Raw genomic sequence first — 12417 nt, 5'->3', positions numbered from 1 at the left:
AAATGGCCGCCAACGCGACGTTGGCGGCCATTTTTTTATGCAGAATCGCTTTATTGCCCGAAGTAAGTCGAGCGCGTTCCGTCCGGCTGAGCAACAAGCGCCCGCGTTCCAGCGGCTGACGAACCGCTCATTGCCGGTCCGTACGATGTCGCCATCACGCCCTGATTGGTTTCCACGCGTTGCTCGGCGGCCTGTGTTTGAACGGGATATGTTGTGTGATCGCCTTCGACGTTGTAGCCCGACCGCTCCATCTGAGACAGATCCGCTTTTACTGCCGCGCGGGTCACCGTGTCGCTGGATTGTTGCGCGCTTGCCAGAGCCGGAGCGCCTAAAGCTGCTGCCACAACGATAGCGGGAATGAGTGCCTTGAGCATGGTGGTGTCTCCTCGAATGTCATTGTTGCTTCTGGCGTCGTGAGTAACCGGATGGTCGCATGGACGACGCGAGACAGATCGAAGTGTAGACACGCATTGCTCTTTCTATTAACGCTGAATTACGCGAATTAGTGTTGTGGGAGTTGCAATAATGCTTGCATTACTTGGAGCTTGGCAAAGCGTTGCGCCAGGACTGTATCGGCCCGGACGATGTGTTGTTTCACGATTCCTTATTGGCCTTGCGGCCTGAATTTGCGACACTGGCAATCCTCTTAAAACAGGCGTGTATTGCGTCGTTTCTTTAGGGAATTGCTGATGGCTTCACTAAGGACGCTCGCCACGATAAAACCGCCAAGTTTTCTGCGCATTGCGTTGCTATCTTGTATCGCATTATTGTTTTGCGTTTCGGTAAGCGCCCGGACCAACGTTTCAGCAATTCCAGTTTTAGCAAAGCCGTTGATAGTGGGCGTCGTGCCCGGCGCGTTGCCGCCCATGGAAATGAGTAATCCGAATGATGCGGATAACCCCGTGCGCGGTGTAAGTGCGGATTTTGTGCAACGAATCGCAGGAGCGTTGCAGAGGCCGGTTCAATGGCAGACCTTCGCCGATCGCGGCGCAATGATCGACGCGTTGCGGCAGCGTCGAATAGATGCCGCGACCAGCGCCACTGGTAACGACGGCGGCGTCGCGTTGCTTTACAGCACGCCGTATGTTGCGACAAAGCAGGTCTATGTTGAGCGTCGTGTCGCAGGATCACACACAGGACGGATCGCATACGTCGAGTCGCAGACATCGCCACAACGGTTGCAGGATGCGTATCCATCGATGCATCCCGTTGCTTATCGCGATACGTTGAGCGCATTGCTTGCCGTATCGCTGGGCGATGCGGACGCTTTCGTGGGCGATCTGGTCACAGCGGGTTATGCGGTCGATCATTTCGATCTGGTCAACCTTACGCTGTCCGGTTTCGCTCCATTCGATGAAGCCGGATACAGCTTCGCATTCGCCGCCGATGCAACCGGCGAGGCCCTGCGCCGGCGCATGGACGCGGCGCTTGCCGCATTGCCGCCGCGTTTCTTGATGGAAGTACGCGCACGCTGGGCCGTCGCCGCGGCCGTGACGTTCATCCAACCGCTCGAATTAAGCGGCCCCGAGCTTGCCTGGGTCGCGGCACATCCCGTGGTTGACTACTCCATGTACGCGGACGCCGCGCCCATGACGTTTCGCGATTCGGGTGGCAAGCCGGCAGGACTTGCCATCGATATGTTGTCGGCTATCGGTGCCGCGACCGGGCTGACATTTGAAGGCCACTTGCGCGATTCGGTCGAAGCCGTCACGCAGGATATCTTCGACGGCAATTCGGCCTTGATCCCATATGGATTCAGCGCCGGGCAGATTCCGCCGCAGTTCGTGCCAAGCAAACCCTACGGCGAAGGCGTGCTCGCGATCGTGACCCGCGCGGGCGCCGAGCCGCTCCACGACGCCCGCGCGCTTGCCGAAAAACGCGTCGCGTTGTGGCGCAACCATGCGCTGATGGCCATGCTGCACGAGCGCGTGCCCACGGCGCGAATCGTCGAGACTTTACCGGTCAAGGGCCAGTTCGACGCGGTGCTCGACGGCGACGCGGACGCGACCGTCATCGACATGACGTTCGCGAATTACGCCGTCGGCAATCCGTATCGCGGCAAGCTCGCGATCACCGGCGCATTCATCGATCAACCCGTGCAGCACGGCTTTCTCATCGCGCGTGGCGAGCCGATGTTGCTGTCGATCGTGAACAAGGCGATCGCGCACATGCAGCCCGCCGAGCTCGATGCCATCCGCCGCCGGTGGCTGCTGATCGAGCATCCCGAGAGCAAGTGGGAGCAGCGGCGTCCGCAAGTCATCTTCGGCGCGTTACTGGCGGTGGCCCTGCTTGCGTTGCTCGCCGGATGGGGCTGGTCGCTGAAGAAGCAGGTGGATCGGCGCCGCATCGCCGAGGACGCAATGCGGCGCGCCAGGAACGACGCCGAGAGCGCGAACCGTGCGAAGTCCGTCTTCCTCGCGGCGATGAGCCACGAGATCCGCACGCCCATGAATGCCGTTCTCGGTCTCCTCGAACTCGAACTGCGCAGTCCGGGCGACAGGGAATCAACAGTAAAAGCGCTCAGCACGGCGCACAATGCGGCGCGCGATCTGCTTGGCATGATCGACGATATCCTCGACATGGCGAAGATCGAAGCGGGACGGCTCACATTGATGCCCGCGCCCGTGGAACTCGGGGCGTGGGTGCAGAGCGTTGCAGCGATCTACGAGCCGGCGGCGCGCGTGAAGGGCCTGGCACTGAGGGTTCGCGCGAACGGCGAAAGCGAACACGCATGGGTGCTGACCGATGCATTGCGACTGCGGCAGGTGCTGGGCAATTTGTTATCGAACGCGATCAAGTTCACCGATGCCGGCGAGATCGTGATCGACTATTCGATCGCGCGGACGAACACGCGCTGCGCGTTCGTGTTCACGGTGTCCGATACTGGTCTCGGGATCGCGGGCGATCAGCAGGCCTTGCTCTTCACGCCCTTCACGCAAGCGCGTCAGGAACAGCCGGGAAGGTTCGGCGGAACGGGTCTTGGCCTGACGATCTGCAGGCGGCTGATGACGTTGATGAACGGCACCATCGAGTTATCGAGCACGCCGGGGCAGGGGAGCCGGTTCACCGTAAAAATGAGCTTGCCGCTGAGCGAGCCGCCCTTGCAAACGGCCGTTCCGGAAGACGCCGAAACGCGGGTGCCCGAAGGCTTGCGCATACTTGTAGTCGATGATCATCCCGCCAATCTCATCCTGCTCACAAGCCAGTTGAAGAACCTTGGCTGCGAGATCGAAACGGCCAGCGAAGGCGCAGCCGCATTCTCGCGATGGGATCAGCAAAGACTCGAAGGTTCGCCATTCGACCTGATCCTGACCGACTGTTCGATGCCCGTCATGAGCGGCGAGGATCTCGCCCGCGCTATCCGCAAGCGCGAGGCCGAGGGGCAGGGAACGCGGGTACCTATCGTGGGCGTGACGGCGAACGCGCAGCGCGAGGCCGTGGATCACGCGCTCGCGTCAGGCATGACGCAGTGCCTGGTCAAGCCGCTGGGACTGGACGCGCTGCGACATGCGCTCGTGCTTGCATCGCAAAGGACGGAGGAGGTGCATGAGGCCGCAACACCGGTAATCGCCGATCCCACGTCACCGGACGCCTATGCGAGGTTTTTCCCGGTATCCGACGCCCCGATCCGTCTTTCCAGGCGCACTACAGGAACACGGGCCTATGGCCCGACACACGCTTTCCCGTCCAATACGCCTCGCCAGCAGTCGGTGATTACAGCGCACACGGCGGACGCAAATCATCAGACGAAGCGCTTGGCGATTGCCGCACCGCGCTTTGATGCCGACCTTCTGAACAGTCACGGAGATCAGGCGGCGCTCCTCGTCGATGTGCTGAAGTGGTCGAACCAGGTCGATCTCGAAGCCAGTCGCGCGGCACTCGACTCGGGCGACTTCCAGCGCCTTCATGAACTCGTGCATCGCATGAAAGGAGCGTCCCTGGTGATCGGGGCCACGCCGTTTGCCGATGCCTGCGTCGCGCTGCAAAGCCTGATCGAGCACGACGAGCATCCGTCCGACATGGCGAAACTCTGCGATGCCTACGCGCGTTTCAACGACGAAGCCATAGCACTGGATGCGGCGTTGACACAGCACGCTGCATTAACACAAAACGTCGCCTGAAGCGAATGCCTGAGCCCGGCTTCGGGTTCACCATTAATGTCCATTGTGATTATCGAGTCGCGCATGTGTTTTAATTAGGCCCTCCTCTCGCTCCGACATTTTGCTCTCGCTGATTCTGGCGTGGCACGCTCGCCGAATGAATAGAAGGCCTCTTTCGTATCACCGGCATGGTTCTCGTCTGGCGGTCGCCGCCGCGTGGCTCCTGCTCGCCGCCGCCAGCGCGGCGCATGCTCAGAGACCTGAGTTGCTGGATCCGCGCGTGAAGCAAACCACCATCGTGGACACGATTTGCCGTCCGGGTTACGCCGACGACGTGCTGCCTCCGTTCGATACCCTGCAGCGTCAGAAAGACCAGTTGCTCAAGCAGCGCAAGGTCGACCCGGCGACCGCGTCGCAATATGCGCTCGATCACCGCATGCCTGTATTGCTCGGCGGTTCGCCGACGTCTGCAGCCAATCTCGACATTCGCCGCTGGGATGGCCGCGCGGGACAGCGCCGCAAGGAACGGCTGGCGGTGTTCCTGAAGCGCTGTGTGTGTACGGGGGATTTGTCGTTGGCGGCGGCCCAGACCGCCATGAGCGGTGACTGGTCGAACCAGTTCCGGAATCTGTCCAGTTCGAGTTGCACCGGAGACTGAGCGTCGAAGTCATTCAATGGTGAACGTGTCGAGCGGCTGGTTCGCCTGCGTTTCCCCTGCGAAACGGCGCGCCAGCTGATCATGGAGCCTGCGGGCTTCATCGAGTGTCAGGTCGATCCAGTACGGGTCCCCGGCGCCATCGTTCAGACGTTCGGGCGAAAACTGGATCTCCAGCACAATGCCTTTCTTGTAGCTCATCGCTTGAAACTCCGCGTCGTGGCAAAGAAAGGCATCGAGTCTACCGGCGCGCAAAGGCAGCATTGGCGCTCGACCGGGAAACATATTCTTGCCGGTCGCTCAATAAACAAAGCCTCTTCGACACGGCGTCACAGCTTGGGCAGCGCGGCGCCATCGAGCAAATGGCTCACCACCCGCTCGCCCAGCGCAGGCCCGACGCTCATTCCCACGCCGCTATGCATGAACACGCCGGTGACGGCGGGCGATGCCCGCAGCACGGAAAACGGCGCGTCCGATGTGCCGGTTCGCGCGCCATACACGCCTTGCCAACGTTCGATCACGTCGAGCTTGCCGCCGAGCGTGCTTTCGGCAAGCGTGAGCAGCATGTCATCGACAGATGCCGCGTTGAACGGCGACGGATCGTCACCGTAATCATGCGAATCGCCGATGATCAAGTCGCCCGCCGGCGTCGGGCTGGCCAGCAAATGAATGCCGTGTTCGAGCAACGCGGGTTCTTGCGCGGCCACCTCTTCGTGCAGCGCGGCGGCTTCGGGCAGGTCCGAAAACGCGCCGTAATGCAGGCAGCTCAAACCAGTCAGCACCGCATGATCGAGGGCGAATGGTTGGGCGGGCCTCACACGCAGCATCTGCAAACGGCACACGCGCGGCTCGATTGCGGCAAGCTTGGGTGCAAGCAGCGACAAATAATCGTGTCCCGCACAAATCACCACATGTTCGGCGCGCCACTCGCCAGCCGTCGTGTCGAGAACGCCGTTGTCGATACCGCGCACCATCGTTCCAAAGCGGAAATCCACGCCATGCGCGCGCCGCAAATAGTCGATCAACCCTGGCACCGCCTCGCGCGAGAAGACCTGCAAGTCGGCGCGTCCATGCAACGCGGCGTGATGTTTGCTGAAGCGGCCGCCGTAGAGATCGTTGAGCGCGGCGCGTGACACCATGGCGGCGTCGTAGCCCGCCTCGCGGGCGCGCGTCTCGGCGAACGCCTCCATGACGTGCGCTTGCGCTGAGCTTCGGGCGAACATCAGCGAGCCCGAGCGGCGCATATGGAGGCCGGCATCGCGTGCCCAGCCAACCCATATTTCCCGCGATGCCTGTGCGAGCGCATGCATGGCACCCGGCGGCTGGCCGGTCACGAGCACCATGCCGAAGTTGCGGATGGACGCGCCAACCGGCGTGCCGCTGCGCTCGAAAACAGTGACGCGCAAGCCACGCCGGGCGAACGCATGAGCATGCGACAGTCCGAGAATGCCGGCGCCGATAATGGCTACATCTGTGTGAGGGGTCGTCGTCATTGGGTTTGTCAAAGCGTTGTGCGTACTACAATACGCGCGGTTTCACGTCTTTTAACCGATGTCCATTCATTGCCGGCATGTCCGGTCGCCCCGATGCTCGCCGAACAACGTCATCAATACATCCTGTCCGAGTTGTCGAAGAACGGCGCGTTGTCGGTCGCCGAGCTCGTGCGCGCGCTCGACGTCTCGCGTGAAACCATCCGCCGCGATCTCAACGCACTCGCCGAACGCGGCCTGATCGCGACTACGCATGGCGGCGCGCTGTCGAATGACCGGCGCGAGCCCGACCTCGATACCCGCGAAGCGGCGAACGCATCCGCCAAGCGCGCGATAGGCGAGCGCGCCGCGCAATTCGTGCCGGACGGCGCGTCCGTGATCATCGATTCGGGCAGCACCACGCAAGCCGTGGCGCGCGCGCTTGGCGACCGGCATCGTCTGACGGTCTACACCAACGACTGGCGCATCGCGTTGCTGCTCGGCCGGCGCAATGACAACAAGGTCACGCTGCTCGGCGGCGAACTCTCCGACAACGAAGACGCCACGTTCGGCCTCGATACCGTGCAGCAGCTTTCGCAGTATCACGTGGACTTCGCGTTCGTGGGCGCGGGCGCGATCACGTCCGATGGTTTCCTGACCGACTATTCGCGGCTCGCCGCGGAAGTGCGCAGCCGGATGATCGTGGCTGCGAGCGCCGCGGTGATCGTCGCGGATCATTCGAAGTTCGGTCACGTCACGCCGGTGCGCATCCGCGACTTCGAGAAGGCGCGATACCTGGTCACCGAACTCACGCCCGACAAGGCTTTGCGCAAGGCGATCGCCTCGCGCGGTCCGGAGCTGGTGATTGCCTGACCGCTTGCCGGGCATGGATCAGGCCGCGAGCCGCACGTGCAACATGCCCAACGCGCGGTTGATTGCAGCCACTGCGTTCAGCATCTCGTTGGCATCGATAGCGCCAATGCATCCCACGCGAAACGTCTCCACTTCCGTCAGCTTGCCCGGGTACAGCACGTATCCTGCATCGCGCACGGCTTCGTAAAAGCGCTTGAAATCGTAGGCCGGATCGCGCGGCGCATGGAACGTGACGATCACCGGCGCCTGCACCGAAGCGTCCAGGAAAGGCCTGAATCCAAGCGCCGCCATGCCCTCGATCAACGCCGCGCAATTGCGCCTGTATCGAGCGCCGCGCGCAGCCTGGCCGCCTTCCGCCTTGTATTGATCGAGCGCCGCGCGCAACGCGGCGACCACATGCGTGGGCGGCGTGAAGCGCCATTGCGTGGTCTTCTGCATGTACGCATATTGATCGTAAAGGTCGAGCGCGAGCGAACGGGAAACGCCTTCCGCTGCTTCCAGCAAACTTCGCCGCACGATCACGAAGCCCATCCCCGGCACGCCTTCAAGGCACTTGCCGCTCGCCGATACGACAGCATCGATCCCACCCTTCGATACATCGATAGGCAAGGCACCGAACGAACTCATTGCATCGACAATAAGACGCTTGTCGAAACGCGCGCACGACGCGGCGATCTCATCGAGCGGATTGAGCAAACCTGCGCTCGTCTCCAGATGCACCTGCGCCACGTGCGTGATGCGCGGCTCGCGCAGGAACATCTCCTCGATACGCGCGACGCCGGCCGGTTCGTCATCGCGCAATTTCAATTCGATCGCCGCTACTCCGAGCCGCTCGAGGATCTTCAGCAAACGCGTGCAATACGCGCCGTTGTTCGGTACGAGCACGACCGCATCGCGCGGCACGAGCGACCCGAGCGCGGCTTCGACCGAAAACGTGCCGCTTCCCTGCATGGGCACGCATACAAAATCTTTTTGACCGGACACGATAGAGAGCAGGTCGCGGCAGATCGAGTCTGTCATCTGGTTGAAAGCCGCATCCCACGATCCCCAGTCGCGCAACATCGCCTGACGCGTGGCCGGCGTTGTGGTGAGCGGGCCGGGCGTCAGCAAAATCGGGTCACTTCCGTTGATCACAATCTTCTCCGTTCGTATTTTCAGGCAGGCATGAAATAGTCTACGTCGGAATTTTGGCGAAATGTGGTCTTTGTTGTAGAAATGTGGCATCGTCATGGCGTTGTCATAGAGTTCTGTGATGCTTCGATCCGGCTGCGGGTGATACCAGATCAACCTCCGCGCCAAAGAATCATCGGACGCAAGCGGCCTTTCGAAAACCGCGCGTCATCCTCACGCCACCTGGTTGTTTCCGTCTTCCGGAGAACTTGCAACATGACAAAAAATCGCTTCCCCAAAGCTCGTCTGGCTTCGTGTCTTGCCGTGGCCGTGTTCGCAAGCGTCGCGGCCATGCAGGCGCATGCCGCCGATGCAGTCGTGCTGTACACCGCCGACGGCCTTGAAAACCTGTACAAGGATGTGCTGCCGGCCTTCGAAAAGAAGGAAGGTGTGAAGGTGAATATCGTGACGGCGGGTAGCGGGGAAGTGGTGAACCGGGCGCAGGTGGAGAAGGATTCGCCGAAGGCCGACGTGCTCGTGACGCTGCCGCCGTTCATCCAGCAAGCATCGCAAGGCGGCCTGCTGCAGCCGTACCAGAGCGTGAACTACGCGAATGTGCCGGCGATTGCGAAGGCATCCGATGGTGCGTGGGCGACCTTCGTGAACAACTACTTCTCGTTCGCCATCAACCCCGAAGTCACGAAGACCGCGCCGAAGACGTTTGCCGACTTGTTGCATCCGGACTTCAGCGGCAAGGTGGCTTACTCGAATCCCGCAACCGCCGGCGACGGCATGGCCGTGATCATCCTGACGAGCGCGCTGATGGGCGAGGACAAGGCGTTCGACTATCTGAAAGACCTGGAAAAGAGCGCGAAATTCCACACGAAGGGCACGGGTTATCTCGACGTGCTGCTTTCGCGCAACGAAATCTCATTCGCGAACGGCGACCTGCAGATGGATCTGGACGATGCCACCAACGGCGGCCTTTCGCTCAAGCCGATCTTCCTCTCGGCCAAGGCCGGCGAAGCGCCGACCACGTTCCAGTTGCCCTACGCGATCGGCCTGATCAAAGGCGGCCCGAACCAGGCTGAAGGCAAGAAGCTGGTCGACTACCTGATGTCGAAGGAAGTGCAGGCGAAGGTGCCGGACATCTACGGCATTCCGGGCCGCACCGACGTTCCGCTTGCCGGCAAGAATGGCGAGGCGGTCAAGCAGGCCATCGCGGGCGTGAAGCTGATTCCGGTGGACTGGAACCAGGTCATGGACAAGAAAGCCGCGTGGACCACGCGCTGGAAAAACGACGTGATCGGCAACTCCGGCAAGCAACTCGACGTGGTCAAGCCGAAGTCGTAAGCGCTTGCGTTCTTATCGAAGCTCTCAGGGATGCGAACCGTGAACACTTTGACGCTGGCTCCGGCCACTCGCGAAGCTGCTGCCGCCGATTCTTTCAAGCCGGCGCATGGCGGCGTGCATATCGAAGGCCTGAGCGTGCGCTTTGGCGCGCGTACGGTGCTGGATGACCTCTCGCTGACTATCGAGCGCGGCGAACTGCTTACCGTGCTCGGCCGCAGCGGTTGCGGCAAGACGACGTTGCTGCGGTTCATCGCGGGATTCGTGGAGGCGGACGGGCTCGCGGGCCGGTTGACGGTGGCCGGGCGTGATCTTACGCACGTGCCGCCGTTCAAGCGCAACCTCGGGCTTCTGTTTCAAAGCTATGCGCTGTTCCCGCATCTTTCCGTGTTCGATAACGTCGCGTTCGGCCTGCGGGCGCGGCGTCTGAAAGCCGGAGAGATAGCGCGGCGCGTGGCGGATGCACTCAAGCTCGTGCAACTCGGCGACGCGGGGCACGTGATGCCCGCGCAGTTGTCGGGCGGCATGCAGCAACGCGTGGCGTTGGCGCGAGCGCTGGTGATCGAGCCGGATGTGCTGCTGCTCGACGAACCGCTCTCGGCACTCGATGCCAACCTGCGCGCATCGGTCCGTACCGAACTGAAGTCGTTGCATGAGCGCCTGCCGAACCTGACCATTGTCTGCGTGACGCATGATCAGGACGATGCCCTGGTGCTCTCCGATCGCACGTTGCTGATGCGCGACGGCCGTATTGCGCAATTGGGCACGCCGCGCGAACTCTACGATAACCCCAAGGACGCGTTCGTCGCGCGCTACCTTGGCGCGGCGAACTTGTTGCCGCCATCGATCATGTTTCCTGTTGGCGATGCACGGCACGACGAACGCGGCAGGCTTGCGTGCATCCGTCCCGAGTGCCTGTCGATCGTACCGTTGGGCAGTGCGCAATTGCACGGCACGATCTCCTCGGTTGAATGGTACGGCGCGGCGCTCTCGGTCTCGGTAATGCTCGATGCATTGCCCGACCAGCCCGTGCTCGTCACCATGCAACGATCGCATGGTCCGATGCCCGAGAAGGGCGCGCGTGTTTCCCTACGCCACGAGGTTGACGATGTCGTCCTTATCAGCGAGTGAACACCTGGTCGACGACCCCGCGCACACGCTTGCCAAGCGTCGGCGCGAACGGCGTGCGCAGTGGCAGCTCTGGTTCATTCTGGTGGTCGTGCTCGGACCATTGGTGCTGTATCCGCTCGTGCAATTGTTGTGGCTGAGCGTGACGGGCAAGCATGGCTTGAGCCTGCAGGCGTACACCGCGTTCTTCACCAATCCCGAAACCAGCGGTGTGATCGGCACGACGCTCGGCATCCTCTTCGCGAGTGCAACGCTTGCGTCATTGCTCGGTGTCCTGCTTGCATCCATATTGTTTTTCAAGCCATTTCCCGGCGCGAAACTCGTGACGCGTTTCCTCGAATTGTTTGTCGCGTTCCCTTCGTTCCTGGTCGCGTTCACGCTGATCTTTCTGTATGGATCGCAGGGATCGGTGAGCATCGGCTTGCAGCGTTTGTTCAACTTGCAGAATCCGCCGCTCGACTTCTTGTTTGGCATTGGCGGTGTGATTCTCGCGGAGGTCGTGTTCTACGCACCGTTCGTGGTGCGGCCGACGCTTGCGTCGTTTGCAACGCTCGACATGCGTCTGATCGAAGCCGCGAAGAGTCTGGGTGCGAGTGGCTGGATGGTCGCGTTCAAGGTCATCCTGCCGCTCGCATGGCCGGGTATCGCGGCGGGAACGATCCTGTGTTTCCTGCTGACGCTCAACGAATTCGGCATACTGCTGGTATTGGGAAGCGCACATCTGATTACCTTGCCGATGGCAATCTACAGCTCGGCAACGGTCGATCTGGACTTGCCGACAGCCGCGGCCGGCGCGGTTGTCATGCTTGCAATGTCGCTCTCGTTGTACGCGCTCTACAGACGCGTGAACCGACGCACAGGAGGCCGCAATGGCAACTGACCTTTCGCTGCCGGTTGCAGCGTCGAAGCCGCATTCGCTCAAGCGCGTCGGCGCGTGGATCTTCACCTGTTTCGCCGCGCTTCTGTGCTTCTGGCTGTTTGTATTGCCGGTGATCGTGGTTGCGCTTTCCAGCGTGGCGTCGCACTGGTCGGGAACGATCTTCCCCGATGGCTTCAGCATGCGCTGGTTCGAACGCCTCGGTTCAAGCGACTTCGATGCGCTGACAACGAGCCTTGAGGTCGGCTTCGGCGTGGCCGTGCTCGGGACCGTCCTCGGTCTCTGGCTGGCGCTCGCGCTCGAAGGCCGCGACCGGCGCGGTGTGGGCGCATGGGTCGATACCATCGCGATGATGCCCAACGGCGTGCCGAGCGTCGTGCTCGGACTGGCCGTGCTGATTGCGTATCACAAGAAACCGCTGGATATTTCAGGGTCCGCGGCAATCGTCGTGCTGGTGCAGTTGGCGCTGGTGCTGCCGTTTTGTTATCGATGTGCGGCCGCTGCGCTGCGGCCTGAACTTACGATCCTGCGCGAAGCGGCTGCGAGCCTTGGCGCACCGCCATCGATGGTCCTTTCGCGTGTCGTCCTGCCGCAACTCGTTCCCGCAATCCGCGCGAGTCTTGCGCTTGGTTTCGCGTTGTCGCTGGGCGAGCTCGGCGCGACGCTGACCGTTTATCCGCCGGGATTCGCCACGGTACCGATCGTTGTGGTGGGACAGGTGAATCGCGGTTATTACCTGCCGGCATCGGCGCTTTCGCTGATCCTGCTGGCGGTATCTCTCGCTGCGCTGTTGCTGATCGCGGCGAAGGTTCCCCGGCGGCGCATGGCCTGAATCGAAGCTATCGCAAGATGTAT

General features: G+C 61.8%; 12 protein-coding genes. 7 read left to right on the top strand and 5 right to left on the bottom strand.

What is annotated here, in order from left to right:
* Window positions 1–50: 50 nt before the first annotated feature.
* Entirely contained in the window at window positions 51–374 is a 324-nt protein-coding gene (locus AX768_RS28005) for a DUF4148 domain-containing protein (protein ID WP_062003300.1), read from the bottom strand.
* A gap of 272 nt (window positions 375–646) precedes the next feature.
* Window positions 647–868 carry a hypothetical protein gene (locus AX768_RS33365; protein WP_172812034.1) on the bottom strand — a complete coding sequence of 74 codons (222 nt, stop codon included), beginning with the start codon at window positions 866–868 and terminating at the stop codon, window positions 647–649.
* Window positions 869–872: 4 nt separating this feature from the next.
* On the opposite strand from AX768_RS33365, the gene AX768_RS28000 reads away from it, so the two are divergent.
* Window positions 873–4121 carry an ATP-binding protein gene (locus AX768_RS28000; protein WP_172812033.1) on the top strand — a complete coding sequence of 1083 codons (3249 nt, stop codon included), beginning with the start codon at window positions 873–875 and terminating at the stop codon, window positions 4119–4121.
* A 136-nt stretch (window positions 4122–4257) separates the two neighbouring features.
* Window positions 4258–4758, top strand: a complete 501-nt coding sequence (locus AX768_RS27995; RefSeq protein ID WP_062003299.1) for a hypothetical protein — start codon at window positions 4258–4260, stop codon at window positions 4756–4758.
* Window positions 4759–4767: 9 nt separating this feature from the next.
* Here AX768_RS27995 and AX768_RS27990 read toward each other — a convergent pair whose 3' ends face one another.
* Window positions 4768–4956, bottom strand: coding sequence for a hypothetical protein (locus AX768_RS27990; RefSeq protein ID WP_062003730.1), 189 nt, complete (start codon window positions 4954–4956; stop codon window positions 4768–4770).
* A 128-nt stretch (window positions 4957–5084) separates the two neighbouring features.
* A complete protein-coding gene (locus AX768_RS27985; RefSeq protein ID WP_062003298.1) occupies window positions 5085–6248 on the bottom strand; it encodes a TIGR03364 family FAD-dependent oxidoreductase in 1164 nt (387 codons plus the stop codon).
* A gap of 93 nt (window positions 6249–6341) precedes the next feature.
* On the opposite strand from AX768_RS27985, the gene AX768_RS27980 reads away from it, so the two are divergent.
* Complete coding sequence (locus AX768_RS27980; RefSeq protein WP_062003297.1) at window positions 6342–7097, top strand: DeoR/GlpR family DNA-binding transcription regulator; 756 nt, start codon at window positions 6342–6344, stop codon at window positions 7095–7097.
* Between the two features lie 18 nt (window positions 7098–7115).
* Here the strand turns inward: AX768_RS27980 and AX768_RS27975 are convergent, their stop codons facing one another.
* On the bottom strand, window positions 7116–8231 hold the full coding sequence (locus tag AX768_RS27975; protein WP_062003729.1) for a 2-aminoethylphosphonate--pyruvate transaminase: 1116 nt from the start codon (window positions 8229–8231) through the stop codon (window positions 7116–7118).
* A gap of 252 nt (window positions 8232–8483) precedes the next feature.
* Here AX768_RS27975 and phnS point away from each other — a divergent pair, with 252 nt between their 5' ends.
* The 4 genes from phnS to phnV are packed head-to-tail and all read left to right on the top strand — an operon-like array spanning window position 8484 to window position 12394.
* Complete coding sequence (gene phnS, locus AX768_RS27970) at window positions 8484–9560, top strand: 2-aminoethylphosphonate ABC transporter substrate-binding protein (RefSeq protein ID WP_062003296.1); 1077 nt, start codon at window positions 8484–8486, stop codon at window positions 9558–9560.
* Window positions 9561–9599: 39 nt separating this feature from the next.
* Window positions 9600–10688, top strand: a complete 1089-nt coding sequence (phnT, locus tag AX768_RS27965; protein ID WP_062003728.1) for a 2-aminoethylphosphonate ABC transport system ATP-binding subunit PhnT — start codon at window positions 9600–9602, stop codon at window positions 10686–10688.
* Window positions 10666–11565, top strand: coding sequence for a 2-aminoethylphosphonate ABC transporter permease subunit (locus AX768_RS27960; RefSeq protein WP_062003295.1), 900 nt, complete (start codon window positions 10666–10668; stop codon window positions 11563–11565). Before phnT ends, AX768_RS27960 begins: the two co-directional genes overlap by 23 nt.
* Window positions 11555–12394, top strand: a complete 840-nt coding sequence (gene phnV, locus AX768_RS27955) for a 2-aminoethylphosphonate ABC transport system, membrane component PhnV (RefSeq protein WP_062003294.1) — start codon at window positions 11555–11557, stop codon at window positions 12392–12394. The genes AX768_RS27960 and phnV overlap by 11 nt, the downstream gene beginning before the upstream one ends.
* Window positions 12395–12417: the final 23 nt, after the last annotated feature.

The sequence above is a fragment of the Burkholderia sp. PAMC 28687 genome (assembly GCF_001577465.1).
Classification (GTDB): domain Bacteria; phylum Pseudomonadota; class Gammaproteobacteria; order Burkholderiales; family Burkholderiaceae; genus Caballeronia.
This window is presented reverse-complemented; position numbering and strand designations above follow the sequence as displayed.

What these genes read in the sequence shown, in the direction of transcription:
- AX768_RS27980 (WP_062003297.1), top strand. Translation starts at nt 6,342, where the DNA reads ATGCTCGCCGAACAACGTCATCAATACATCCTGTCCGAGTTGTCGAAG.
- AX768_RS27985 (WP_062003298.1), bottom strand. Translation starts at nt 6,248, where the DNA reads ATGACGACGACCCCTCACACAGATGTAGCCATTATCGGCGCCGGCATT.
- AX768_RS27960 (WP_062003295.1), top strand. Translation starts at nt 10,666, where the DNA reads ATGTCGTCCTTATCAGCGAGTGAACACCTGGTCGACGACCCCGCGCAC.
- AX768_RS27990 (WP_062003730.1), bottom strand. Translation starts at nt 4,956, where the DNA reads ATGAGCTACAAGAAAGGCATTGTGCTGGAGATCCAGTTTTCGCCCGAA.
- AX768_RS33365 (WP_172812034.1), bottom strand. Translation starts at nt 868, where the DNA reads ATGGGCGGCAACGCGCCGGGCACGACGCCCACTATCAACGGCTTTGCT.
- AX768_RS28000 (WP_172812033.1), top strand. Translation starts at nt 873, where the DNA reads ATGAGTAATCCGAATGATGCGGATAACCCCGTGCGCGGTGTAAGTGCG.
- phnS (WP_062003296.1), top strand. Translation starts at nt 8,484, where the DNA reads ATGACAAAAAATCGCTTCCCCAAAGCTCGTCTGGCTTCGTGTCTTGCC.
- phnV (WP_062003294.1), top strand. Translation starts at nt 11,555, where the DNA reads ATGGCAACTGACCTTTCGCTGCCGGTTGCAGCGTCGAAGCCGCATTCG.
- AX768_RS28005 (WP_062003300.1), bottom strand. Translation starts at nt 374, where the DNA reads ATGCTCAAGGCACTCATTCCCGCTATCGTTGTGGCAGCAGCTTTAGGC.
- AX768_RS27995 (WP_062003299.1), top strand. Translation starts at nt 4,258, where the DNA reads ATGAATAGAAGGCCTCTTTCGTATCACCGGCATGGTTCTCGTCTGGCG.